24 protein-coding genes are annotated in these 23,070 nt (G+C 48.2%); 14 read left to right on the top strand and 10 right to left on the bottom strand.

Annotation, left to right across the window (positions count from 1 at the left end; translation table 11 throughout):
- Positions 1-339: 339 nt before the first annotated feature.
- Positions 340-636 (top strand): HesB/YadR/YfhF family protein, encoded by a 297-nt coding sequence (locus tag M1D61_RS13320; RefSeq protein WP_046215439.1) that lies wholly within the window; start codon positions 340-342, stop codon positions 634-636.
- A 62-nt stretch (positions 637-698) separates the two neighbouring features.
- Here the strand turns inward: M1D61_RS13320 and M1D61_RS13315 are convergent, their stop codons facing one another.
- The 3 genes from M1D61_RS13315 to M1D61_RS13305 form a co-directional block, all read right to left on the bottom strand.
- Entirely contained in the window at positions 699-1,205 is a 507-nt protein-coding gene (locus tag M1D61_RS13315) for an ADP-heptose synthase (RefSeq protein ID WP_458119085.1), read from the bottom strand.
- A gap of 103 nt (positions 1,206-1,308) precedes the next feature.
- Positions 1,309-1,752, bottom strand: coding sequence for a DUF441 domain-containing protein (locus tag M1D61_RS13310; protein WP_458122506.1), 444 nt, complete (start codon positions 1,750-1,752; stop codon positions 1,309-1,311).
- A gap of 235 nt (positions 1,753-1,987) precedes the next feature.
- Positions 1,988-2,983, bottom strand: a complete 996-nt coding sequence (locus M1D61_RS13305) for a YpdA family putative bacillithiol disulfide reductase (RefSeq protein WP_458119083.1) — start codon at positions 2,981-2,983, stop codon at positions 1,988-1,990.
- A 361-nt stretch (positions 2,984-3,344) separates the two neighbouring features.
- Here M1D61_RS13305 and M1D61_RS13300 point away from each other — a divergent pair, with 361 nt between their 5' ends.
- The 4 genes from M1D61_RS13300 (at position 3,345) to M1D61_RS13285 (ending at position 6,306) form a co-directional block, all read left to right on the top strand.
- A complete protein-coding gene (locus M1D61_RS13300; protein ID WP_458119081.1) occupies positions 3,345-3,851 on the top strand; it encodes a DUF3939 domain-containing protein in 507 nt (168 codons plus the stop codon).
- A gap of 215 nt (positions 3,852-4,066) precedes the next feature.
- Positions 4,067-4,756 (top strand): HAD family hydrolase, encoded by a 690-nt coding sequence (locus M1D61_RS13295; protein ID WP_458119079.1) that lies wholly within the window; start codon positions 4,067-4,069, stop codon positions 4,754-4,756.
- 537 nt (positions 4,757-5,293) lie between these two features.
- A complete protein-coding gene (locus tag M1D61_RS13290; protein ID WP_458119077.1) occupies positions 5,294-5,839 on the top strand; it encodes a GNAT family N-acetyltransferase in 546 nt (181 codons plus the stop codon).
- 89 nt (positions 5,840-5,928) lie between these two features.
- Positions 5,929-6,306 (top strand): PH domain-containing protein, encoded by a 378-nt coding sequence (locus tag M1D61_RS13285; RefSeq protein WP_046214544.1) that lies wholly within the window; start codon positions 5,929-5,931, stop codon positions 6,304-6,306.
- A 181-nt stretch (positions 6,307-6,487) separates the two neighbouring features.
- Here the strand turns inward: M1D61_RS13285 and M1D61_RS13280 are convergent, their stop codons facing one another.
- From M1D61_RS13280 to M1D61_RS13250, 7 genes are all read right to left on the bottom strand, one after another.
- The gene (locus M1D61_RS13280; protein ID WP_458119075.1) at positions 6,488-7,651 is read right to left on the bottom strand and encodes an SGNH/GDSL hydrolase family protein; all 1,164 of its coding nucleotides are present in this window, start codon (positions 7,649-7,651) and stop codon (positions 6,488-6,490) included.
- Between the two features lie 35 nt (positions 7,652-7,686).
- Entirely contained in the window at positions 7,687-8,448 is a 762-nt protein-coding gene (locus M1D61_RS13275; protein ID WP_458119073.1) for an SDR family NAD(P)-dependent oxidoreductase, read from the bottom strand.
- A gap of 24 nt (positions 8,449-8,472) precedes the next feature.
- Entirely contained in the window at positions 8,473-9,435 is a 963-nt protein-coding gene (locus M1D61_RS13270; protein WP_458119071.1) for an NADP-dependent oxidoreductase, read from the bottom strand.
- A gap of 30 nt (positions 9,436-9,465) precedes the next feature.
- Positions 9,466-9,861, bottom strand: coding sequence for a DoxX family protein (locus M1D61_RS13265; RefSeq protein WP_458119070.1), 396 nt, complete (start codon positions 9,859-9,861; stop codon positions 9,466-9,468).
- Positions 9,862-9,937: 76 nt separating this feature from the next.
- Entirely contained in the window at positions 9,938-10,714 is a 777-nt protein-coding gene (locus M1D61_RS13260) for a pirin family protein (RefSeq protein ID WP_458122505.1), read from the bottom strand.
- 47 nt (positions 10,715-10,761) lie between these two features.
- Complete coding sequence (locus M1D61_RS13255; protein ID WP_458119068.1) at positions 10,762-11,211, bottom strand: MarR family winged helix-turn-helix transcriptional regulator; 450 nt, start codon at positions 11,209-11,211, stop codon at positions 10,762-10,764.
- 198 nt (positions 11,212-11,409) lie between these two features.
- Positions 11,410-12,078, bottom strand: a complete 669-nt coding sequence (locus M1D61_RS13250) for an S-layer homology domain-containing protein (RefSeq protein ID WP_458119066.1) — start codon at positions 12,076-12,078, stop codon at positions 11,410-11,412.
- Between the two features lie 253 nt (positions 12,079-12,331).
- Between M1D61_RS13250 and M1D61_RS13245 the strand changes: the two genes are divergently transcribed.
- The 9 genes from M1D61_RS13245 (at position 12,332) to M1D61_RS13205 (ending at position 23,024) form a co-directional block, all read left to right on the top strand.
- Positions 12,332-13,420, top strand: coding sequence for a lactonase family protein (locus M1D61_RS13245; RefSeq protein ID WP_458119064.1), 1,089 nt, complete (start codon positions 12,332-12,334; stop codon positions 13,418-13,420).
- A gap of 407 nt (positions 13,421-13,827) precedes the next feature.
- A complete protein-coding gene (locus M1D61_RS13240) occupies positions 13,828-14,082 on the top strand; it encodes a hypothetical protein (protein ID WP_046214535.1) in 255 nt (84 codons plus the stop codon).
- Positions 14,083-14,306: 224 nt separating this feature from the next.
- Positions 14,307-14,630, top strand: coding sequence for a hypothetical protein (locus M1D61_RS13235; protein ID WP_458119062.1), 324 nt, complete (start codon positions 14,307-14,309; stop codon positions 14,628-14,630).
- Between the two features lie 325 nt (positions 14,631-14,955).
- On the top strand, positions 14,956-15,954 hold the full coding sequence (locus tag M1D61_RS13230) for a LacI family DNA-binding transcriptional regulator (RefSeq protein ID WP_458119060.1): 999 nt from the start codon (positions 14,956-14,958) through the stop codon (positions 15,952-15,954).
- A 10-nt stretch (positions 15,955-15,964) separates the two neighbouring features.
- On the top strand, positions 15,965-17,227 hold the full coding sequence (locus tag M1D61_RS13225) for a sugar ABC transporter substrate-binding protein (RefSeq protein WP_458119058.1): 1,263 nt from the start codon (positions 15,965-15,967) through the stop codon (positions 17,225-17,227).
- A gap of 130 nt (positions 17,228-17,357) precedes the next feature.
- Positions 17,358-18,605 (top strand): sugar ABC transporter substrate-binding protein, encoded by a 1,248-nt coding sequence (locus tag M1D61_RS13220; RefSeq protein WP_458119056.1) that lies wholly within the window; start codon positions 17,358-17,360, stop codon positions 18,603-18,605.
- A 43-nt stretch (positions 18,606-18,648) separates the two neighbouring features.
- Positions 18,649-19,554, top strand: coding sequence for a carbohydrate ABC transporter permease (locus M1D61_RS13215; protein WP_458119054.1), 906 nt, complete (start codon positions 18,649-18,651; stop codon positions 19,552-19,554).
- Between the two features lie 54 nt (positions 19,555-19,608).
- The gene (locus M1D61_RS13210; RefSeq protein ID WP_046214529.1) at positions 19,609-20,433 is read left to right on the top strand and encodes a carbohydrate ABC transporter permease; all 825 of its coding nucleotides are present in this window, start codon (positions 19,609-19,611) and stop codon (positions 20,431-20,433) included.
- Between the two features lie 170 nt (positions 20,434-20,603).
- Positions 20,604-23,024, top strand: a complete 2,421-nt coding sequence (locus M1D61_RS13205; protein ID WP_458119052.1) for a GH36-type glycosyl hydrolase domain-containing protein — start codon at positions 20,604-20,606, stop codon at positions 23,022-23,024.
- The last annotated feature ends 46 nt before the right edge of the window (positions 23,025-23,070 follow it).

The following is a 23,070-nucleotide window of genomic DNA, read 5'->3' as shown; positions in this document are numbered from 1 at the left end:
ATTGTATCACTGCATTTTTAAGCGTGTCAACGAAAAACTTGCCTTTTTATTTAAAATCAGCTAATTATGAATGTTTTCTTGTCGAATAAAGTCAAGAAAGTTTACATAAGTATACGAAAAGTTGACTGAAGCCAGAAAAGAGGAAGCGATCTATCAAAGATTTGTCGTCTATCCATAACGGCAGACCTCTGTAACATGTTATAATACGGAAAGAGTCAGGGTAATGGTTAGCAGGTGAGTACAGTCTCTCAGGAATAAACGTTACTCCGAATAGTGTTCATACGATGACCTGATCTTGTCAGGCAATCTTGCAAACTTTAACGAAAGGTGGAATAAATAATGAGTATCGCCGTATCGGACGAAGCCGCACGCTGGTATAAAAAAGAACTGGATTTGAAAGATGGAGATGCCCTGCGTTTCTACGCACGTTATAGCAGTAACAGTGACATTCACCCCGGATTCTCGCTGGGAATTTCGGTGGAGCCGCCTATCAGTCCGGGCCTTGAGCAGAAGACAGAAGGAATCCAATTTTATATGGAATCCCAGGATCTGTGGTATCTGAACGGATACAAGTTGAATGTGGAATACCTGGATAATGAAGATGATATCCGTTATGCGTATATCCCTGAATCCTAAATATCCATGTGGTTATCAAAAAAGCCCATGTTATCGTAATGATAACATGGGCTTTTTGCCGGTTATACGGTTGAAGTGCCTTCAAGCGCATAAGAGAAATCTTCGATATCATACACCTGGACAGGCACTTTGGCCTCAATCATCCGGTGAATCATCTCAAATTGGTCGGTCAGCATCGGAACTTCCTTACGCAGGGCAGACAGGATCAGCTCCGTCTCGATCGGATCAAAAGATTCGCCGTAATAGGCATTATCCATGGCGTTCACGACAGACAGCTGAACGTTATCCGTAAATAAAATCGATGCACTGAGTGCCCATGGCATCTGGAGACAGCGCTGAATCTTCTTCTTGTTCAGCGGTTCTTCCAAATAATCAATCAGCGCCTTGATCCGCTCGCGGACTTCGCGTTCTTCGACTGAATCGTTCATCAGCGGTTCTTGACTCTCCGCAAATTCATACAGCTCCATAATGGAGGTATAGGGAACAATATAGTTGACCGGCTTATCCGGATGAAGTAACTGGCCGTAGATCGCAATCATAATCGCTTCTATGACAAAAGCTTGGGGCATGGATGTAATCCTCCTGGAAATGCATACGTATACACATGGTTGTCAGCTTTGATTGACAAAGCTGTACTGGCAGTATACCATATCCTGCCCGTTACAATATAGATCAAGATTTACCGATGAGCAGCGACAGCAGTCCTGCCGCGATCAATGGACCAACCGGAACTCCTTTGAAAAAGGCTACGCCAATCAGTGTACCGATCAGCAGACCGGCTACAACGGTAGGTTGGTTGGTCATCAGGATCGTGCCGCGCCCGCCCAGATAGGCGACAAACAGACCGATGCCGATAGCGATCAGTGATTTCCAGCTGACAAAGGAAGACATAATCGTCTCCATGGAAATCTTGCCGCTGGCCAGCGGAGTCATTACGCCGATCGTTAGAATAATAATACCAATCGTCAGCCCGTACTTTTCCAGCCAGGGAAAAGCCTGATGCCAGCCGAGTACACGAATCAGCAGCAGTATGATCATGGCGATGGTAACGGTCGTATTCTTGCCGACAATGCCGAGTCCGGCCATAACAAGCAGAATGAGGGAGGGCATATCAATAGCGCCCATAAGTATCACTCCTTTCCGAGGATGGTAAAGGGAAGCCAGTTGAGAAGATGAACAGATTGTATTCGACATGCCAAGCATGTACATACTGGAGTTCCTTTTGGAAGTAAAAATGTCCGCCGGAATCCAGCGGACAGGTATAGTAAATCAGTACACCAAGTGGTACCATTTGCAACACGCAACACCTATGTGTAAAATAGGCGAGCTAGCTGTCACGGAAAAGATCGGTTCAGCTGGTAATCTGGGATAATGTATCCGTGATATGTCTCGCAATCAGCGCACCATGGCGGCGGCCGGTCTCGATAAAGACTTCATTGGCGTTGCGTCCCGACGCGATAACACCGGCGACATACAGCCCCGGAATATTCGTCTCCATCGTCTCCGGATCGAAGCGCGGTTTGTCCATGTCTTCGCTCATGGTTACTCCCATGGATGTAATCAGTTTGCGATCCGGACGGAAACCGGTCATGGCGAGCACAAAGTCATTGCCAAGCATCTCGGTGCGACCGTCGTCGGTATGGGTAATCTGTACCTCGGTCTCGGTAATGCCGGTTACGCAGGAATTCAGATGCAGACTGATTTTGCCCTTGGTCACGAGTCCTTCGAAGATTGGACGCACCCAGGACTTGATGTTGGCGGACAGATCGCTGCCGCGGTAAATCATATCGACTGTGGCGCCTACGCGTACAATTTCCAGAGCGGCATCCACCGCCGAGTTGCTGCCGCCGATAATCGCTACACGCATTCCGGTATAAGGATGGGCTTCGCGGAAATAATGGGTGACCTTTTCCAGATCTTCGCCCGGGATACCCAGATAGTTCGGATGATCAAAATAGCCGGTAGCGATGATCACACGGCGGGCTTCCAGCGTATGCTCTTCGCCCTGGCGATTGACGGTGCGCAGAGAAAACGTACCATCCTCATGGCGTTCAATCCCTGTTGCTTCCGTATAAGGCTGTACTTTGATATTGTAATGCTGGGCAGCCCGGCGGTAATAAGCCAGTGCTTCATGGCGAAATGGCTTCTCATTAGGCGAAGGGAATGGCAGATCGCCAATCTCCAGCAGCTCAGCCGTACTGAAAAACTGCATATTGGTCGGGTACAGGTAGATCGAATGTACCACATTATACTTTTCAATAATCAGAGTGTTCAGCCCGAGGCGTTCGCATTCGATCGCCGCAGATAGTCCGCAGGGTCCGGCACCTACAATAATGACATCTTGCATTTTATCATCAGACTCCTTTCTGGATTCAAATCATGCTCTGCACGGTCTCCCTGTGATTCGTGTCCATGCAATGGTACAGAATATACATAAACCAGAGATGCTGTCCCGACAGCATCCAGCCGATAAAACAGGACCATGTACCATCCTACCGCAATCTGTATGTAAATTCTAGCTTGCTGTGGGCGAACCGAACTAATTTATCGTGAAATATCATTATTTTGTAAAAAAGTGAATCATTCTTTGTAAAATGCGGTATACTTATAGTGAGGGAGAAAAAGTTAGCCGCTTTCTCCGAAGCTTCATTGTAAACGTTTTCTGACACTAGTCCCTGATATCCCATTCATAGGGAGGAGAGACGATTATGTCTATTCTGGAAAGGTTCAAAACAAGAAGCAAAGCCGTGAACATGCCTTCGGTGCATGTAACAATGAACGAACTTCGCACAGCTGTACTTCAATATGAGAGAGAAATGAGCGGCATTAACCGGACAGCGCTGATGCAGGATGATGGAAGCCTGGATCTGTCGAGACTGACCCGTTATCTGGGAGGCCGCAGCGATCAGAAATTTTATCTGTCGCGGGAAACCTTTGAGATCTTTGAGGAACAGGAACGATATATTCCGTACCACCTGGATCAGGTGCAGGGAGCGATTGATGATTATGTTCAGGAGAATGGCAAGCTTCCGGTATACGAGGATTCTCCGCATTTTGAAGTGGACTGCCGCAAGCTCTATCAGCAGCGGTATCTGCATGAGATTCCCGATTTCCCTTTGTATATCACGGATCAGGAGATGATGGTTACGCACCGTGAGCCGGCTGTGCTGCCAGAGAGCAAGGAACATACGGACAAGTCGTATGTGCTGCTCTGATTGTACCTGAACCAAAGCATTTCCGCATATCACGATAATAATGGGCCCGTCTGCAGCTGCAGGCGGGTTTTTTGATGTGATCTGCCGAAACAGGCAGGGATTTTGCTATACTGGTGATTGTCACGTGCTGCTGCCATAGCGCTTCATCATGCACGGATGCAACTAACCAGAATTCATTTAAGGATAAAATACATACTCAAAGGAGATTAACTACAATGTCGGAACATGCTGTCAAAGCCGTTATTTTTGACCTCGATAATACACTGATGGATCGGGATTATACATTTGGTGCGTTCTCCCGGCTGCTGATCAAGGATTATCTGGGCCATATTCAGGATCAGGAAAAAGTACGCGATATTCTGGGCTATATGCGAATCGCCGATGCCGATGGATACCGGGAGAAGCGGGGCTTTTTCGAAGAATTGGTAGAACGCCTACCCTGGTCGCAGAAACCCGATGCGGATATACTGCACAGCTATTACAAAGAACATTATATGAAAGAAGCACGCCTGATGAAAGGCGCCATGGAAGCGATCCAGTTCTGCCGGGATAAAGGATACAAGCTGGGCATGCTCACGAATGGACTGTACGAGATTCAATATGGCAAAGTACTGCATCTGGGATTGGAAAAACATTTTGATGTCATCCTCACTTCCGGAGAAGCTGGCATCAAAAAGCCGGACCGGAGAATTTACGAGATGATTCTGGAACGCCTGGGAACGAGCGGCGAAGAGACAGTATTTGTAGGCGATCATCCGGAAAATGATATCTGGGGAGCTGCCCAGGTAGGCATGCGCGGGATTTTCCTGAAACGAAGCTTTGATTGGAATCATACTCTCGGCATGGAGCCGTGGAAGAGAATTAATGAGCTGAATGAGCTGGAAGGGATATGGAATACGCTGTAAAATTTATCAGGGAATATTTAATACTTGTAAGAGTAATTTTTTTGCTTAGGTGGATTTTATTATACTCAGACTTATTTATTGGTGGTACTCTATAACTAGATTCTAAGAACTAATAAAGTCTGTGAGATTAGCAAAAAAAACAATTATATAAATACAAATAACTATAAATTATTTGGAGGTTTCTATTTTATTTCTCGGATTAAATTTGGCTAAAACTGCACGCTTTCTTTTTATCGAAACTTCTGTATAAATTTCTGTTGTTCTCACACTGGAGTGTCCAAGGACAAGATATACTGGCAAATACTATATTTGCTGTGCCCGTTAAAAGATAGTAATAAATATACTCATTTCATTGGGCGGAGATAACATATCAGGAACAGACCTGGAAGATTATTTCCGGGTTTGTTCGTTTACAATGTGTGCTTTACGATATAAAATAATCGTTATTCGGTAGTCCACAAGTACTACTGTTTGAATAAACCATATGCGAGAGCAGATCAATTCTGATACATCATGGAAAAGGAGTGTAGAGCAGCTATGGGAAGTTCAATCCAGATTCGACCTCTTCAATTAGCACATGCCGAAGCACTGCTGCAGATGAGAATCGCGAATCGGGAGTCTATGAGCGTATACGATCCGGTCCGTCCGGAATGCTATTGGACACTGGAGGTGCAGCAGCAGATTATCATCGATGGACAACAGAGTATGGAGGCAGGCAGCGGGTATATTTTTGGCATATTTGAACAGGAGAGCGATACGCTGGTCGGACGCATTGAGCTGAGCGGTATAGCCAGAGGACCTTTTCAAAATGGATATGTTGGTTATTTTGTTGACCAGCATTATCATGGCCGTGGATACGGTACCGAAGCGCTCCGGCAATGTACAGCCTTTGGCTTTGAGGAAGGACAGCTTCACCGTATACAGGCAGGCGTACTGCCGTGGAATATTCCTTCCCAGCGTGTACTGGAAAAGGTGGGCTTTCGCAAAGAAGGACTGGCTGAGCGCTATCTGCATATTAACGGCAAATGGGAAGATCATCTGCTGTATGCCATGACTGTCGAAGAGTGGCATCCGTCCGTGTAACGGTATGTACCTGTACAAGTACCACCGGAATCTCGGCCATATGCATCACAGCTACATAAATTTAGAAATTACAAAAGGGGCAGATTAGAATGGGAATTTTTGATGGTTTTTTGGGTAATGCATCTACAGTAAGTCTGGGAGAAGCACAGCAGGAATATGCGGCTATCCTCGCTCCGAATGAGCAAATTGAACGGGCCTACAAATTGGTACGCGATATGTTTCTTTTTACAAATAAACGCTTGATTCTGGTGGACAAGCAGGGTATTACAGGCAAAAAGACCGAGTATCATTCCATTCCGTATAAAAGCATCTCCCATTATTCGGTAGAGACAGCCGGCCATTTCGATCTGGATGCGGAGCTGTGCATCTATATCTCCAGCAGTACGGTGCCGATCAAGAAGACGTTTAACAAGAGCGTAAATATCTACGAAGTTCAGAGCGTATTGTCCTATTATATACTGGGATAATCGTCCAGCCGCTTATAATTGTTCGCTGCATAACTGCTGCATGCCAAAACGTCCGGATTCTTCTTTCGTAGAAGAGAGCCCGGACGTTTTTATATGACCAAGGGTAATGATTAAGCATGAAATATCTGATAATTCCCAATATTCCTATCTTCATAAATAAAACTGTATTTAGCTTCAAGAATCACTCCAGCGAATCCATCAATTTAACTGCTGCCTCAGCTATCATTCGGTTGCCCGCATCTCCCGGATGCAGGTGATCGCCGGAGTCCCAGGCTGGGAGGAATCGGGTAGGATGCTCGGGATCTCTGGATAGTAGATCAAGATCCAGGACTGCATCGAATTCTCCGCTGCGGATCCAGGTGTTTATTTGCTGGCGCAGCTGTTCCTTGGCTTCGGTATCGTATAATTCAAATGGTGGCAGCGTTCCGCCGATAATGCGGACCTTGCGTGCATGGGCCCGGGTGATAAGCTGACGGTAACCGGCGATTAGCTCATCCGCAGCAGGTGCAGACTCGGTCGGTGCGAACATCATGCCAGGCATACCGATATCATTGGTACCGATAATGACAATCACGGTATGAATATTCGGCTGACTCAGTACATCCCTGTCAAAACGGGCCAATACATTCCTGCCTTTTACATTGCGGAGCAGACGCCCTCCCGAGATGCCTGCGTTGAGGACCGAGATTCGCCGTGTGGCGAGCTGATCTGCCAGGAAGTTGGTCCAGCGCGTATTTGCATCCAATGTGGAGCCGGCACCATCTGTAATGGAATCTCCTATGGCCACAATGGTACCCGCATGATCCGGCGCATCCACCATGATGCTTTTGATATACATATAGACGTCAGTCATCTGGTCTGCCGGGAAATCCACATCTGTCAAATGATCGCCCTGTGCCATATATGTAGTCTGCCGGGCATCCCAGTGAAACGTCGAGGGTATACTCTCTTCCGGTAAAAACAGGCTGATACCCAACAGACCGAGCGGCTCCATATGCAGTGCGACAGGATCGCTCAAGACCGTGGCATGGGGCGGGATCGTAACAGATGTACTCCCGCTGAATGTTAACACTCTGAGTGACTCCGCGTGGATCATCGTATCATTAGCCATCAGAGCGGCAGTGGCGCCGCCAATTACCAGCGGCTGATTACCATATTCATTGGATAGCTCAATGCGGAGGTGGCCGCCGCCCAGACTCATACGAGCAATCTGACGAATTGTCTGCTGGAAGAGTCGACTGGGCAGCTTGGTGGGGAAGGGGAACTCTTCTCCCCAGACCGGTTCGGGGCTGGCATACCAGCTGGTTATCCAGGATAGCTGTGTATTTTGGTTCATTTCACTCATAATGAATCCCTCCGTTTGGATAAAATATTTATCAATTAACGGGCTGTCTGTCCGCCATCCAGAGTGAATGTCTGTCCGGCTGCAAAACTGGCCGCTGGAGAAGAGAGAAAAACAACTGTCTCGGCGATCTCTTCAGGCCGGGCGACGCGCCCTGCAGGAACATTGCCAATAACGGTCTGACGGAACTCCGGATCGTCCAGCCACTCCTTGATCATGGGCGTCTCGGTGAGCCCCGGCGCTACAGCGTTAACACGGATATTTTGTGCCGCATATTCGATGCCCGCTGCTTTGGTCAAGCCTACAACGCCATGTTTGGCTGCTACATAAGGAGACATAAATGGGTCCGCGATCAGACCGGCAACAGAAGCGGTATTGACGATCGTGCCGCTGCCCAGCTTCAGCATGGCTTCAATTTCATACTTCATCATGAGGAAGACCCCTTTTAAATCTACCGCAATGGTTCTGTCAAAGTCGACTTCATCCATTTCGACAAACGGTTTGGAGGGAGGCAGGACACCGGCGTTGTTAAAAGCGTGATCCAGACGCCCAAAACGGTTCACGGTCTGTGTGACAAGCGCCGCTGCCTGTTCCCGATCAGATACATCCGTGTGGAAAAAGGCGGCGGTTCCTCCGGCTTGCTCAATGAGCTGCACGGTCTCAAGACTTCGCTCATCCACATCACCAATAGATACAATAGCACCACGCTTTGCAAAAGCCAGCGCCGCTGCGCGCCCAATACCGGTAGCTGCACCTGTAATCAGTACTACGTGATTTTTAAAATCCTCCAAAGTTGTCATGTTTATATCCTCCTTTAATATATATTAATTTTGTTCATCCACGATAACGACGACCCGCCCGGTGACCTGTTTATTTTCATATCGGCGATGTACATCGGCCAGTTCATGCAGTCTGACTCTTTCCGTAATGATCGGCTGGATGACTCCTGCATCGATCAGTCGGGCGATCTCGGTCAGCTGTTGGACGTCAGGATGAGAATTGGCCCGGATAGCCCGGATACCGAGCGATTCTGCCAATTGTTCATCAGCGGCACCGACCACGGATATGAAGCTGCCACCACGATGAAGCAGGTACAGGAGAGAGCCGAGTTCAGCCGATCCGGCAGGAGAGAGGTTGAAAATGAGATCCACCTTTTCCTGCAATGCCTCGGTGATGGATTCATGGGTATAGTCAATGATCTGGTCGACCCCAAGCTGTTCGAGCAGATCGATTTTTCTGGAGGAAGTTGTACCGATAACATAGGCACCTTTCCATTTGGCGAGCTGTACGGCCAGCGTTCCTACGCCTCCGCTGGCAGCAGTGATTAATACACGCTGACCCGGCTGAAGATTGCCCAGTTCGAACAGCGCTTGCCAGGCTGTCAGAGCTGCATTGGGAATAGCTGCAGCGTCATGCAGATCCATATTGCGAGGAGCTGCTACCAGATCGGCAGCTTTGCTGACTACATACTCTGCCGAAGCACCATTTTGGGCTACATTCAGAAAGGCGAACACTGCATCGCCAGGCTGGAATGCGGAGACCAGGCTGCCTGTTTGTGTGATTGTTCCGGATACATTCACACCCGGAATAAACGGAAATTGAAGCGGCAGGAAAGGCTTGAATGCACCGGAGCGCAGCTGGGCATCAAAAGGATTGAATGATGTAGCAGCGACTTTGATAAGTACTTCGTCTGCAGCAGGTTCCGGGATGGGAGCTTCTTCATAACGGATAACGTCCGATGTTCCATACTCGTGAATTCGTACAGCTTTCATTGTTGAATTAGTCATGGATACAACCTCTTTTCCTATTTTTTTGGGTTAAATCAATGCGTCCAGGGAGTAAGTACCGGCACCAATCAATGCGACGCTGACAGCGGCTGCGATCAATACAATATGATATTCATAACCATTGGAAGTAGCCCATATTCCATTTTTGCCATGTACGGTTTTGATGGCGCCTATCATGGTCAATGTGATGATTATTGCAGCCAGTGGTGTAAATAATCCGAGAGCGAATAGAGCACCGCCAACGAGTTCCATGAGTCCAACGATGACTGCCATCATAACACCGGGTTTAACACCAATAGATTCCAGCCATCCTCCGGTTCCTTTGGGACCATAGCCGCCAAACCAGCCAAACAACTTTTGAGCACCATGCCCGACAAATAACAATCCAACGACCAGACGCACAATCAATAATCCTACAGCTACCATAATTAACATCTCCTTATTATTGTTTTGTTTTCATAATCTTTATTTTAAGATATTAGAGCCGACGATAGATATTACTTTATTTTTTGGGAAGCAGTGGATAATTCACAGTAGTGGGCACTTTGATCAGAACCAGTCGTAATATTTCTTCTGCTGGGTTGGCAATTTGTACGGTGGCTTCATGATCTGCATAAGCAACGATAAAGTCTTGATGGTGAAATGCTACAGCGTCTCGTGCTCCATCGGCATCTTGCCAGCTTCCCTGTCCCCGAATTGCCAGTGCTGTCAGCGTGTATCCTGCGGGTACCGTATGCGAATACGATGTACCGCCACTAATTTCCACATCCCACATCTCGGCATCGGCAACCAGATGAATCGGAGCGTCACCACCGATGATGGTCTTAATCGAGGAGCCGGCAGCGCTATGATCCTGCGGAAAATCGTTATGCTCATATTGTCTGTAGGAAGGGGTTCTCTGTACAGCTGCTTTCAATTCAGGTTCAAACCAGATCTGAAACAGTTCGGCGTCTTCGCTGAGTCTCTCCTGATGACTGACACCGGAACCGGTCTGCATAACCTGTACACCGCCTGAACGAACCGTACTGTTGGTGCCAAGGGTATCGCCATGAAAGGCATTACCTTGTATCACATAAGTCAGGATTTCAAAGCCTTTGTGTGGATGGAGTCCAATCTTGGCATCTGTGCGGGCATTTGCCCAGGCCCAGTAAAATAATGGCCCAACCCGTCTGACAATCGATCCTTCACCGGAAAAGCCAATCGGTTTCTGCTCTGTGATATTACCGCCGTCAAATTCTCCTGTTCCCTGCATGGCAGGTGTATACACTCTTGGTTGCATCATTATCAACCTCCTTATATTTTGAATACTGTTGGTATGGATAGAAGCTAATCGTTGTTGACTCCTTTACCCAGCTTTTTGAGCAGTTCAATTGCCGCTTCCTGTTCTTTGAGAGAGAGTCCGTTCATTAAATGAGAAATGTTAATGGCGTGTTCCGGAAAGATGTGCTTGAACAATTCATTGCCTTCATGTGTAATCTCAGCGTAGATGACTCTGCGGTCTTCGCTGGAAGGAATGCGTTTTAGCAGGCCTTTCTTTTCCAGCTTGTCGATATTGTAGGTAATACTTCCGCTTGTGACGAGAATTTTACTGCCGATTTGCTGTAGGGGCACCTTGCCTTTGGCATACAGTACTTCAAGAATCATAAATTCGGAAGGAGACAGGCCATATTGTTTTACATCCTTGACGGCCTGCTCCGAGATGGCCTTGTAGGCTTTGGACAGGACGACCAGTAATTTTAGTGCGGTAGCTTGAGTCTCGTTCAATGAATCGGACATGTACTCACCTCCTTCTTAAATATCTTTCCATTAATAATCTTTAAGTTAAGATAAATATACATGAAGAATATAAAAGAGTCAACACCTTATTTCTAATAAATGAATAAATGACGGATTATGGATGCAAGTGCGAAGTACGAAGTGGTGCACTTACATGTTATAATCCGCCATTTGAAAAAGAGCATGGTCGGCTATGGATCAGGATCGTTCATCCGTCTTGCCGGTCAGCTTAAGTGCATTGTACAGCATTACGGCTGCTTCAGCACGTGTGATGGGTTCATCAGGGCGGAAGTTGCCTGTGCCGTCCAGAGAGGCGATACCGCTGTTAATGACCTGTTCCAGAATCTGCTGCTCTAATGAAGGAACGGATAGGGAGTCATCGATGGTGACCGGTTCATCCTGCAGCGTACCGGTACTGCCACCGGATTCGTAAATATCCGGGTCGATCTGTTCCACGCCCTGCCAGAGCAGGGTGGCAAACTGCCCGCGGGTCATCGGTGAAGCAGCGTCAACATCTGCATCCAGCTGCAATCCGTTCAGATGAGCAATCAGCATATCCTTACTGTACCAGGCGTTATCATCGATGTTCGTATAATAGTCGCTGGCTTTCGGAGCTTTGATAAAACGTATATTGTCGATGTTCAGGTCCAGGCCTTTGACCAGCGCAGCTACCCCCTGGGCAGTGGTTAGCGTGGCCTCTGGCTGGAATTCCGTGTCGGTAATGCCGCTAAGAATATTATGATTTTGCAAGTATTTAATCTCCTCTCTGCCTGTCGTGTGATCCAGATCGTCAAAAGCAAGGGCAGACCCCGGTGTGGCTAAAATGGCAGCACCGGCCAGTCCGAGTATCCATTTGCGAATGAACATAGAACTCACTCCATTCCAATTATGAACTGATCTGAACATACAAGAATCAAATTACTCCTTTATTACCCGTGATGAGTAAAACTGAATTGTACTTCAGATTTTTTTGATTTTTAGGAGCGAAGGGTATAAGTTATATAAGAAGGTATTTGATTGAATGCCTGTTTACCGGTTACATAGACAGCCGGATATGGATCGGCGCTGTCCAACGATTCAGGCACTACAATACTTAACATGAACTGGAGGGAATAACCTAATGGATCAACAACAACAACGCCTGCTTGTATTTGCAGGTTCTTATGCAGAAGCAGCCAATCCGGGTGTATACGTATATTCCTTTAACGAAGAAACAGGTGAACTGACACTTACAGATTCCTTTACCGGATTGCAAAATCCTACATTCTTGAATGTGGATGCCCAATCCAAGCGCCTGTATGCGCTGGGGGAGACTGTCTCCGAGACCGGTCCCAAGGGCAAAGGCGGCGAAGCAGCAGCTTTTGTTATTCAGCCGGAGCAGGGCAAGATTGAACTGCTCAACCGTATGAATACGATCGACGGTCCCCCTTGCCATATTCAGCGTTCTGACGACAACCGTTATCTGACCATGGTCAGCTATCATGGCGGTATGGTCGGTCTGATCGCACTGGAGCAGGATGGAAGCGTCGGCGAACTACTGGATGTGCAGCAGCATGAAGGTCACAGTGTCGACCCGCAGAACCAGGATCGTCCGCATCCGCATTCTACTTTCTTTGATCCGGCAGGTAAATATCTGATTGTACAGGATCTGGGACTGGATCGTGTACGTACGTATGCGCTGAACACAGATGCCAACAAATTGGAGTTTACAGTGGATACGGCATCCACACCGGGCGCTGGACCTCGTCACCTCGTATTCCATCCGAACGGACAGTATGCTTTTATCATTAACGAGCTGAATTCCACGGTCACTTCGTATCAATACGAGGCAGATACAGGTGTGCTGAATGAAGTGCAGACCCTCTCCACTCTGCCGGAAGGCTTTGAAGGCGCCAATGGCTGTGCCGAGATCGCTATCTCTGCAGACGGCAAATATCTGTATGGTTCCAACCGCGGACATGACAGTATCGTGCAGTATGAAGTGGATGCTTCCACAGGCGGTCTGACGCTGGTACAGCATGTATCGACAGAAGGCGGTCATCCGAGACATTTCTCCATTCTGCCGGGTGGCAAATTCCTGCTCGCCGCGAACCGGGACGGAAATAACATCGTCGTATTCAGCATCGATCAGGCAACAGGCCAATTGACATACACAGGCAAGAGCGTGGAAGTATCCAAACCGGTCTGCGTATGGGGAGCTTATTTCTAAGCCAATCTGGTCTGGATATATGGGCTGCTGTATATGATAGCCGTATATGGTAATAGTACCTATACGTTCATTTTTATCGATTTCTGGATGTATCCATCGGTCGTTGAAACGGAAAAATAATCTATACAGAGCCGCCGGGATGGCTGTTTATCATCCTGGCGGCTTTTTGTGCGGGAAGCTTTGTAATTCCTTGCAAAAATCCTCATGAACGGGGGAAGCGAATCGGCTCCTGCGAATCTGTCCATTTCGTATAGAATTATATGACTACTCCGGATGAAATGAACGATGCCGTAGTCCGCTAGATCCTGCTGAACAGCTGTTTCAATTTTGCCCAGAGAGGTAAAAGTAATGTAATACGGTTCACTCGACATGTACAGCAAGCCGAATCCGCAAAGGAGATGGAGATTATGACAGAACCGCGCAAAAATGATAAAGTACAGGAACAGGCAGGCAAAAGGGATAATCCGGAGCAGTACCCGACGGAAAATGAAAGCCTGTTTGACCGTTTTGAATCCGAACAGACCGTCGACTCTCTGCCGATTGAGGATATGAAGCTTGAACAGCGTGAGGAAAATGACGGCGAGCATATCAAACGCTCATCTTCTAGTCAGAACGCTTTTCCTGAAGGCAATTCCGAGGACGATTCGGATATTGTCCGTTAAGCGGGAAATGATTACAATAACGTAAGTACAGGAAAATAGATTAGACTAAACTGCACGAAAAGAGAACAGAACCGTACTATTTATTTTAATCGTGCATTACGAATAGACGAGTACTTTCAAACTGGGTCAGTCAGATGACAGCATCATAAAAAGGAGCAGCGCTGTATTCCATACAGCGGCTGGTCCTTTTTCAAGGTTTGGCAAAGTCGGAAAGGTGCAAATAAATGGCATTCGGAATCAACAGAAGACAATTGAAACAATGGAAACACAACGTAGAGGCAGGCGAGATTGCGTTTCTGACACACTACTGGCTGGATGAGCGCTTTCCCGGCATTCGGACAGTGACCAAGGTAGGCTGCGCGGATATCGGCAAACTGAAGCAATGGTGCATCTCCTATGGCCTGAATCCCGCATATATTCATTATCGTGATCGATATCCGCATTTTGATCTGCTGGGACGGGAACAGCTGCGCATCTTAAAGGCAGAAGGACTACAGGAACAAATTGATCATTTTGGATTGGAAAAGACGCCGAAGACTCATTCCTAAAGGCATTATCCAAAATATCAATTCGACAAAATAACAAAAAAATTTAAAAGTGGTTGAAATCGTTTACAAGCAGATATATAATAACGCTGTAGAAACGTTTCGACAAAAGAGTGCAAATCATCCCGTGATGAATATTGTATCTGAAAAATGTAAAATCATTGAATTAACGCTTATGAATTAGCTTTTTAATGATTTTTCACCAAAAAATCAAATGGTACAGTCAGAAAACAGGTTTTCCACTGGGTATTGTAACTTCTAAGCTGTAAGCGGTTTCTGCTCTTTTATCGAAACGTTTCGATATTCGTAAAACTACAGAGGTGAGCAGATGGGAGCAACGATCAAAGATGTAGCCGCACTGGCAGGCGTTGCAGTATCGACTGCATCGTATGCACTGAATGGCATCGGCAGAGTCAGCAGCAAGACCCGTGACAAAGTTATCGAAGCCGCCAAGCAACTGAACTATCAAAAGAACGGAATCGCATCGGATCTGAAGCGCTCCAAGACCAATACGATTGCCCTGCTGCTCAGTGACCTGTCAGGCCCTTATTACTCCAGCCTGATCAAGGGAGTACAGGAAGTCAGCCTGAATAACGGTTATGACCTGATTGCCTGCAGTTCAATCGGCGGCGACTCTTCCACAGCCGTCAAATTTATCAAGGAAAAGCGTGTGGATGGAGCGATTATCCTTGCCCATAATATTCCGGATCGTACCATTCTGGAGTCCGCACGTGAGGGCTTCCCGATCGTCATGCTGGACCGGAGGCTGGAACATGAGAGTGTCTGCTACGTTGAGGCGGATCATGAGAAAGGCGGTACGCTAGCTACCAATTACCTGATTGAATCGGGACATCGTCAGATCGCCTTTATATCCGGTCCGGCGAGCAGTAAGCACAATAATGACCGTTATAACGGGTTTGTGCGGGCAATGAATCAGCACAATCTGACGATTGAGCCGCGCTGGAATCTGATTGGGAATTTTACCGAGGAAGGCGGATACCGTGCGATCAAGCTGATGCTGGCGCAGGGCAATCTGCCGGAAGCTGTATTTTTTGCCAATGATGAGATGGCACTCGGCGGTATTACCGCCTTGTACGAAGCGGGTCTTCGTGTACCGGAGGATATTTCGGTTATCGGATTCGATGATATCGTACAGGCCCGATTCCTGAACCCCGCGCTGACCACGGTAAGACAGCCGGATTATGAAGTGGGAGCACTTGCCGTTCATCTGATTTTCCAGATTCTCAAAGGCGAATCGGTCGCGCAGCATTATACACTGGACACTGAACTCGTTATTCGTGGAACGGTACGAACAAATTCAAAATGAGGTGTGCTTAATGAAAAAAATGTGGAAACCCATGATAGCTTGCATGTTGATTTTCTCTTTTGTACTGGCGGGGTGTGGTGGCAGCAAAGAAGCCGCCACTACTGCAGACGGCAAACGAATTCTAAAAGTATGGGGCATGGGAGCGGAAGGAACGGCCCTGTCCAAGATGGTGCCTGATTTTGAAGCCAAGAACCCTGATATCAAGGTGGAAGTGCAGGCCATTCCATGGGATAACGCTCACGACAAGCTGCTGACAGCAGTTGCTTCGCAAAGCGGTCCGGATGTAGTGCAGATGGGCATGAGTTGGATTCCCGAATTTGCTGAAGCCGGAGCCTTGCAGGATCTGTCTTCCTATACCGAAAAATATCCGAACCTGAAAGCGGATAATTACTTTGAAGGTGCCCGTACCAAAATGACCTATGAAGACAAGCTGGTCGGCGTACCATGGTACATCGATACACGTGTCCTGTTCTACCGCAAAGACCTGCTCAAACAGGTTGGCTACAATGAAGCACCCCAAACCTGGGCAGAACTCAAGGATGCAGCCACCAAACTGACTGCCCGCGGCAAAGGCAACTACGGCATTTTACTGGACAGTAAAGATCAATTGTTCACTCTGCCATTTGCCTGGGAGAACGGCAGTGAAGTGATCGACAGCAGCGGCAAGGCCGTGCTGAATGAGCCGGCTTATGTAGAAACGATTCAATATCTGAGCAGCTTCTTTATCGAAGGCATTGCTCCGACACAGAGTGATATGAAGCTGATTCCTTCCTTTGGTGAAGGGATTCTGCCCATGTTCTTCAGTGGTCCATGGTCGGTTAATCAGGTGAAGACAGAGCTGCCTGAATTGAAAGAAGATCAGTGGGGTACAGCGATTGTTCCTGCCAAAGAAGCAGGCGGCGAAAGTGTATCGGTACTCGGCGGATCAAATATGTCCGTGTTCAGCAGTGCCAAGAATACAGAGGATGCAGTAAAATTCATCTCCTATCTGAACGAACCTGATGTACAGGTGAAATGGTATGAACTGACACAGGATCTGCCATCCACTACCAAAGCATGGGATAACAAAGTATTCCAAAATAACCCGAATATTCAGACTTTCCGTACACAGATGGACACTGCCCGTTCCATTCCATCTGTGAAAGAGTGGGAAACGGTTGCCAAACAGATCAGTGACGCCTTTGACCAGATTGTTGTAGGTGGACAGGATATCCAGACGCAGCTGGATCAACTGAACGAGCAGGCCAACTCCACACTGCAAAGCGGCAGTTAAATCTATCCTGCAACCACAGCTTGAGCAATGAATCGGTTCACCCTGCAAAGACGCTGTTCGTTGTCCCTTATCCGTTATCCGGACTTGTCTTTGCTTCTCTTTTATACAAATAAGATTAAAGAGGTGCCAGATGGATAAACTTTGGAAATCCATGATCGCATGTATGCTTGTATTCTCGATTATACTGGCTGGATGTGGTGGTCAGGATAAAGTGAACACAGCGGATGGAAAACGGATCTTGAAAGTATGGGGTATGGGCGGCGAAGGCGGATCTCTGCCGGATATGGTAGCAGCCTTTGAAAAGGAAAATCCGGATATCGACGTACAGGTTCAGCAGATTCCATGGGGTTCTGCGCATGATAAACTGCTGACCGCTGTCGCTTCCAAAAGCGGTCCGGATGTGATCCAGATGGGAATGACCTGGATTCCGGAATTTGCCAATGCAGGGGCACTGATGGATCTGACTCCTTATGTGGAGCAGTATCCGAATCTCAAGCCGGAGAATTTTTTTGAAGGTGCACGGGAGACGATGAAATTCAATGATCAGATGATCAGTATTCCATGGTATATGGAGACGCGTGTGCTCTATTACCGTACCGATCTGCTCAAAGAAGTCGGTTATAACGAAGCGCCCAAAACCTGGGCCGAACTCAAAGACGCAGCAACCAAGCTGGCGGCGCGAGGCAATGGCAATTACGGCATTCTGCTCGATAACCAGGATGCAGCGTTCACGCTTCCATTTGCCTGGGAAAACGGCAGTGAAGTGATCAGTAACAATCAGGCACAGTTTAACCAGCCGGCCTATATCGAAGCGGTCAACTATCTGACCAGCTTCTACAAAGAAGGACTGACACCTACACAGAGCGATATACAGCTGCTGCCTGCCTTTGGTCAGGGAATGGTACCTATGTTCTTCAGCGGCCCATGGTCGATCAATCAGATTCATGAGACGGCACCACAGATTGACGGCAAATGGTCTACCGCTCTGATTCCTGCCAAAGAAGAAGGCAGCAAAAGTGCTTCCGTACTCGGAGGGTCCAACTGGAGCGTATTCAGCAGTGCTGTCAACAAGGACGATTCGGTGAAATTTATTTCCTTTATGAGTGATCCTGCCAACCAGGTGAAATATTATGAACTGTCGAAAGATCTGCCGTCTACACTGAAAGCATGGGAAGACAAAGCATTCAGCAGCAATGAACAGATCAAAACATTCCGTGAGCAGATGGAAACCTCCCGCACTTCTCCATTCGTGAAGTCATGGGAAGCGATCGGCAGCCTGATCAAAGACTCGCTGCAGCAGATCAACATCGGCGGCGCAGATGTCAAGACACAGATGGAAGAACTGACTACGCAAGCGAATGAACTGTTAAAAGACTAATTGATAAAGCAGTGAGAATGCTTCCGTAAAGGAGGGAACAGAGATGCAGAAGGCCTGGCAATCGTTGGCAAAGCACAGATATCCATATCTGTTTATCGCGCCAACCCTAATCATTCTATTTATCTTTTCATTCATCCCGATTCTGGTTGCCGTATTTATCAGCTTTACCAATATGGATCTGGCTGGACTGGCCAACTGGTCCAACATCAAATATAACGGGGTGGATAACTTTGTTCAGCTGTTCGGCGATGCGGTATTTCGCAAGTCGATGTTCAATACGCTGATCTACGTTGTGGTCGGTGTACCTCTGGTCGTCCTTCTGTCGATGGCTATCGCCATTCTGATTAATCAGGGAACGAGCTGGCTATTCAAAACGTTCCGGGTTATTTACTACATGCCTTCCATTACAAATATCGTCGCTGTCGCCGTCATCTGGGGATATCTCTACAATTCCCAGTACGGCCTCATCAATCAGATGCTGGGATTTTTCAGTGTTGAACCGGTTCGCTGGCTGCAGGGACCGACCATTGCCAAGTTCTCGCTGATCATTATGGCGGTATGGAAAGCGATTGGTCTGAATATGATCATTTTCCTGGCAGCGCTGCAGGGTATCCCGCGTACGTATTATGAAGCGGCTCAGATCGACGGAGCCAGCCGCTGGCAGCAGCTGACCAAGATTACGATACCACTGCTCGGATTTGCTACTTTCTTCGTCTCAATCACTACGCTGATCGGCTGGATTCAGTTCTTCGAAGAACCGCTCGTTATGACAAAGGGCGATCCTCTGAACGGCACAACATCCATGGCCCTGTTTATTTACAATACAGGCTTCCAGCGCAGTGACTTCGGTTATGCAGCAGCAGGCTCGATTGTATTGTTCGCGATCATCATTGTTGTAACGATTATTCAATTCAAAGCACGCAAAAAAGACAGCGATGTAGAGTATTAATGATCCGTACAGCCTGAGCTGACGCCGGATTGAACTGTGAAAGGAGGTTCCGCAATGGATATTCAAGTAAGACCGATTTACAAAACCGTTATTATTGCGCTGCTCGTGATTGGCGCAGTAGCGATGTGTATCCCGTTTATCTGGATGATTCTGTCTTCCTTCAAGCCGGAGAGTGAGGTTACATCACTCACGCCTTCCTTCTGGCCGCAGGAACCGACGATGCATAACTTTGAGCGTCTGTTTACGGAAATGAACTTCTGGCAGTATTTGAAAAATACACTTGTTATCGTGTTCTTTTCCTTTATCGGATTGTTCCTGAATGCGGCAGCAGGTTATGCCTTTGCCAAGTTCACTTTCCCCGGTAAAAATGTAATCTATTATCTAGTGCTTGGAACGATGATGATTCCTTCCCAGGTAACGATGATTCCGGTCTATTTGATCCTGAATGTAATGGGGTTAACAAATACAATGGCAGGGATTGTACTGCCCGGTATGGTAAATGCCTTTGGTATTTTCCTGTTCCGCCAGTTTATGACTTCGATTCCGAATGATCTGATCGAAGCGGCACGGCTCGACGGAGCAGGCGAGATTCGCACGTTTTTCCAGCTCGTTATTCCGATTGCCAAGCCGATCTTTGCGGTACAGGGGATTCTGACCTTTATCGGTGGCTGGAACAGCTTCCTATGGCCGCTGATTGTAGCCAATGATGAGAGTCTGTATACCCTGTCGGTTGGTCTGTCCCTGCTCAAAGGACAGTATGGCGGAGACTTTGCAATCCAGATGGCTGGCGCATCATTTATGGTTATTCCGATTCTGATTATCTTTATTTTTGCTCAGCGTCATATTATTGAGGGATATACCATCTCCGGTATGAAATAAGACAGACGCGTATGCATTACGATGGGAGCCTGCCATTTACGGGTCGATCACGTTTTGGGATGGCAGCATGGTGGAAGATACAAATGGCGCCTGGTTATGGTTATCTGCTGTTAACTGACATAACCAGGCATATAGTTAGAGACAAATATGATTACATTACGGAGGGATTCATGATGTCTACTGTACACAATCAATCCGCAGCAACGCAGCAGAATCAGCTGTTCCAGAACGAATATGGCTACTTTACCGAAAATGGCCGCGAATATGTCATTACCAATCCGCGTACTCCGCGTCCATGGAGCAATATTATCAGCAATGGCGATTATTCCTTTATGGTATCGCAGGCAGGTGGCGGTGCTTCATGGCGCGGCAATGCCGGACAGAACCGGATTACCCGTCTGTTCCAGGATGTGATCAAGGATTCATGGGGCAAGTTCATTTACCTGCGTGACCGCAGCTCCGGCAAATTCTGGTCGGCAGCATGGAAGCCGGTTATGGCAGAGTTCGAACATTATGAAGTGCGTCATGGCATCGGGTACAGCGTGTTCACCCAGCAGGTGGATGGCATCCGCAGTGAACTGACTGTATTCGTGGCTCCGGACGCTCCACTGGAAATATTGCAGTTAAAAATTACCAATAACAGCGGACAGACACGTGAACTGGACGCGACTACTTATTTTGAATGGGCACCGGGATTTGCACCGGATGAGCACCGTGAATTCCACAAAATCTTTATGAATTCGGAATACCGGGAAGATCTCAATGCCATTCAACTGGAAAAATACTTATGGGGCTTCCCGGATGAAAAGGGACGCAGCAATAATGTAAGCTGGCCGTATACCGCTTTCCATGCGGCAAGTGAAAAGCCGTCTTCGTACGACGCGGACAAGGAATCCTTTGTCGGCATGTATGGCGAGGAATCCCGTCCACAGGCAATGCAGGATCAGGAGCTGGCCGGACATACCGGACGTTTTGGTGATGCGGCAGCTTCGCTGCGGGTCGCTGTCAAACTGGAGCCGGGCGCCTCTCATACGGTCGTATTTACAATCGGTGCTGCCGAACAGGAGAAAGAAGATGCTGCAGCATTGATCCGTGAATATACGAGCGTGGAAGCCGCAGAATGCACACTGGCACGGGTACATGAATTCTGGAGCGAAATGATCGATGCCGAGGAGATTCAGACCCCCGATCCGGCGATGAACATCATGACCAATGTATGGCTCAAATACCAGTCTATTTCCTGCCGCCTCTGGGGCAAAACGGCCTACTATCAGGTCAGCGCGGGTTATGGATTCCGCGATCAGCTGCAGGATTCCCAGATCTTCCTGACCAGCAAACCGGAATTGATGCGCAAGCAGATCCTGATGCATGCTTCCCAGCAGTTCCAGGAAGGCGATGTACTGCACTGGTGGTTCACCATCCGCGGAGGCGGTCCGCGTACACGCTGCTCGGATGACCTGCTGTGGCTGCCGTTCATCATGGACTCCTATCTTAAGGAAACCCAGGATTACGGCATTCTGGACGAAATCACACCATTCCTCGACGGTGGCGAAGCGACCGTCTATGAACATTGCAAACGTGCGATCGAGAAATCATTCCTGCGCTTCAGTCCGCGCGGCGTGCCGTTGATGGGTGAGCATGACTGGAATGATGGACTCAGCGCGATCGGCTATGACTGGAAAGGCGAGAGCTTCTGGGTAGGCGAGTTCCTTTACATGATTCTGGGCAGCTTTGCACCGGTAGCACAGCGCCGGGGCGACCAGGCGTTTGCCGATAAAATGATCGAAGTGCAGGGCAGCCTCAAGCAGACCTTGAACGAATACGGCTGGGATGGCGAATGGTATCTGCAGGCGACAACCGATGATGGTCTCAAAGTCGGTTCCAAGGAAAACGAAGAAGGCCAGATTTTCCTGAATCCACAAATCTGGGCAGTCATCTCCGGTGTAGCCGATGAAGAGCGCGGCCAGCAGGCGATGGCAAGTGTCAGCAAGCATCTGCTGCGTGATCACGGCTCCCTGCTGCTGTATCCGGCCTATACCAAGGTACGCCGTGATATCGGCTATATTACCCGCTATGCACCGGGTCTGCGCGAGAACGGCGGTGTCTATACACACGCAGCGACATGGGCAGTATGGGCGTATACACTTGCTGGTCAGCCGGAGAAAGCATACGAAGCCTACAGCAAAATCTGCCCGCCGAACCGCTCGGATGATCCGAATGGGTATGTAGCCGAGCCATATGTCACTCCAGGCAACTCGGACGGCCCGATCTCGCCAAACTACGGCCGCGGCGGCTGGACCTGGTATACGGGTTCTTCCCAGTGGCTGCAGCGCATGGCCACCAACTGGATTCTCGGCGTACGTGCAGAGCATGAAGGTCTGCTGGTCGATCCGAGCATTCCGTCCGAATGGCCAGAGTTCAGCTACCGTCGTAATTTCCGCGGTGCGACCTACCAGATCCACGTCGATAACTCAGCAGGCGTATCCCGCGGTGTGAAGTCAATTACCGTCGATGGCAAAGCGATCGAAGGCAATATTCTGCCGGACTTCCAGGACGGCAAGGAGCATGAAGTAAACGTCGTTATGGGTTAAATGAAAGTGGATTGAAGCTCAAATACAGTACCCAAAAGAGCACTGC

It is taken from the genome of Paenibacillus sp. Z6-24 (assembly GCF_054161335.1).
Note: the sequence above shows the minus strand (reverse complement) of the source record. Positions and strands in the feature narration are given on the sequence as shown.

Coding starts and splice junctions, on each gene's coding strand:
- M1D61_RS13270 (WP_458119071.1), bottom strand. CDS start 9,435: ATGACTAATTCAACAATGAAAGCTGTACGAATTCACGAGTATGGAACA.
- M1D61_RS13290 (WP_458119077.1), top strand. CDS start 5,294: ATGGGAAGTTCAATCCAGATTCGACCTCTTCAATTAGCACATGCCGAA.
- M1D61_RS13280 (WP_458119075.1), bottom strand. CDS start 7,651: ATGAGTGAAATGAACCAAAATACACAGCTATCCTGGATAACCAGCTGG.
- M1D61_RS13240 (WP_046214535.1), top strand. CDS start 13,828: ATGACAGAACCGCGCAAAAATGATAAAGTACAGGAACAGGCAGGCAAA.
- M1D61_RS13320 (WP_046215439.1), top strand. CDS start 340: ATGAGTATCGCCGTATCGGACGAAGCCGCACGCTGGTATAAAAAAGAA.
- M1D61_RS13245 (WP_458119064.1), top strand. CDS start 12,332: ATGGATCAACAACAACAACGCCTGCTTGTATTTGCAGGTTCTTATGCA.
- M1D61_RS13230 (WP_458119060.1), top strand. CDS start 14,956: ATGGGAGCAACGATCAAAGATGTAGCCGCACTGGCAGGCGTTGCAGTA.
- M1D61_RS13235 (WP_458119062.1), top strand. CDS start 14,307: ATGGCATTCGGAATCAACAGAAGACAATTGAAACAATGGAAACACAAC.
- M1D61_RS13315 (WP_458119085.1), bottom strand. CDS start 1,205: ATGCCCCAAGCTTTTGTCATAGAAGCGATTATGATTGCGATCTACGGC.
- M1D61_RS13215 (WP_458119054.1), top strand. CDS start 18,649: ATGCAGAAGGCCTGGCAATCGTTGGCAAAGCACAGATATCCATATCTG.
- M1D61_RS13295 (WP_458119079.1), top strand. CDS start 4,067: ATGTCGGAACATGCTGTCAAAGCCGTTATTTTTGACCTCGATAATACA.
- M1D61_RS13210 (WP_046214529.1), top strand. CDS start 19,609: ATGGATATTCAAGTAAGACCGATTTACAAAACCGTTATTATTGCGCTG.
- M1D61_RS13205 (WP_458119052.1), top strand. CDS start 20,604: ATGATGTCTACTGTACACAATCAATCCGCAGCAACGCAGCAGAATCAG.
- M1D61_RS13285 (WP_046214544.1), top strand. CDS start 5,929: ATGGGAATTTTTGATGGTTTTTTGGGTAATGCATCTACAGTAAGTCTG.
- M1D61_RS13265 (WP_458119070.1), bottom strand. CDS start 9,861: ATGGTAGCTGTAGGATTATTGATTGTGCGTCTGGTCGTTGGATTGTTA.
- M1D61_RS13260 (WP_458122505.1), bottom strand. CDS start 10,714: ATGCAACCAAGAGTGTATACACCTGCCATGCAGGGAACAGGAGAATTT.
- M1D61_RS13305 (WP_458119083.1), bottom strand. CDS start 2,983: ATGCAAGATGTCATTATTGTAGGTGCCGGACCCTGCGGACTATCTGCG.
- M1D61_RS13220 (WP_458119056.1), top strand. CDS start 17,358: ATGGATAAACTTTGGAAATCCATGATCGCATGTATGCTTGTATTCTCG.
- M1D61_RS13300 (WP_458119081.1), top strand. CDS start 3,345: ATGTCTATTCTGGAAAGGTTCAAAACAAGAAGCAAAGCCGTGAACATG.
- M1D61_RS13250 (WP_458119066.1), bottom strand. CDS start 12,078: ATGTTCATTCGCAAATGGATACTCGGACTGGCCGGTGCTGCCATTTTA.
- M1D61_RS13275 (WP_458119073.1), bottom strand. CDS start 8,448: ATGACAACTTTGGAGGATTTTAAAAATCACGTAGTACTGATTACAGGT.
- M1D61_RS13255 (WP_458119068.1), bottom strand. CDS start 11,211: ATGTCCGATTCATTGAACGAGACTCAAGCTACCGCACTAAAATTACTG.
- M1D61_RS13225 (WP_458119058.1), top strand. CDS start 15,965: ATGAAAAAAATGTGGAAACCCATGATAGCTTGCATGTTGATTTTCTCT.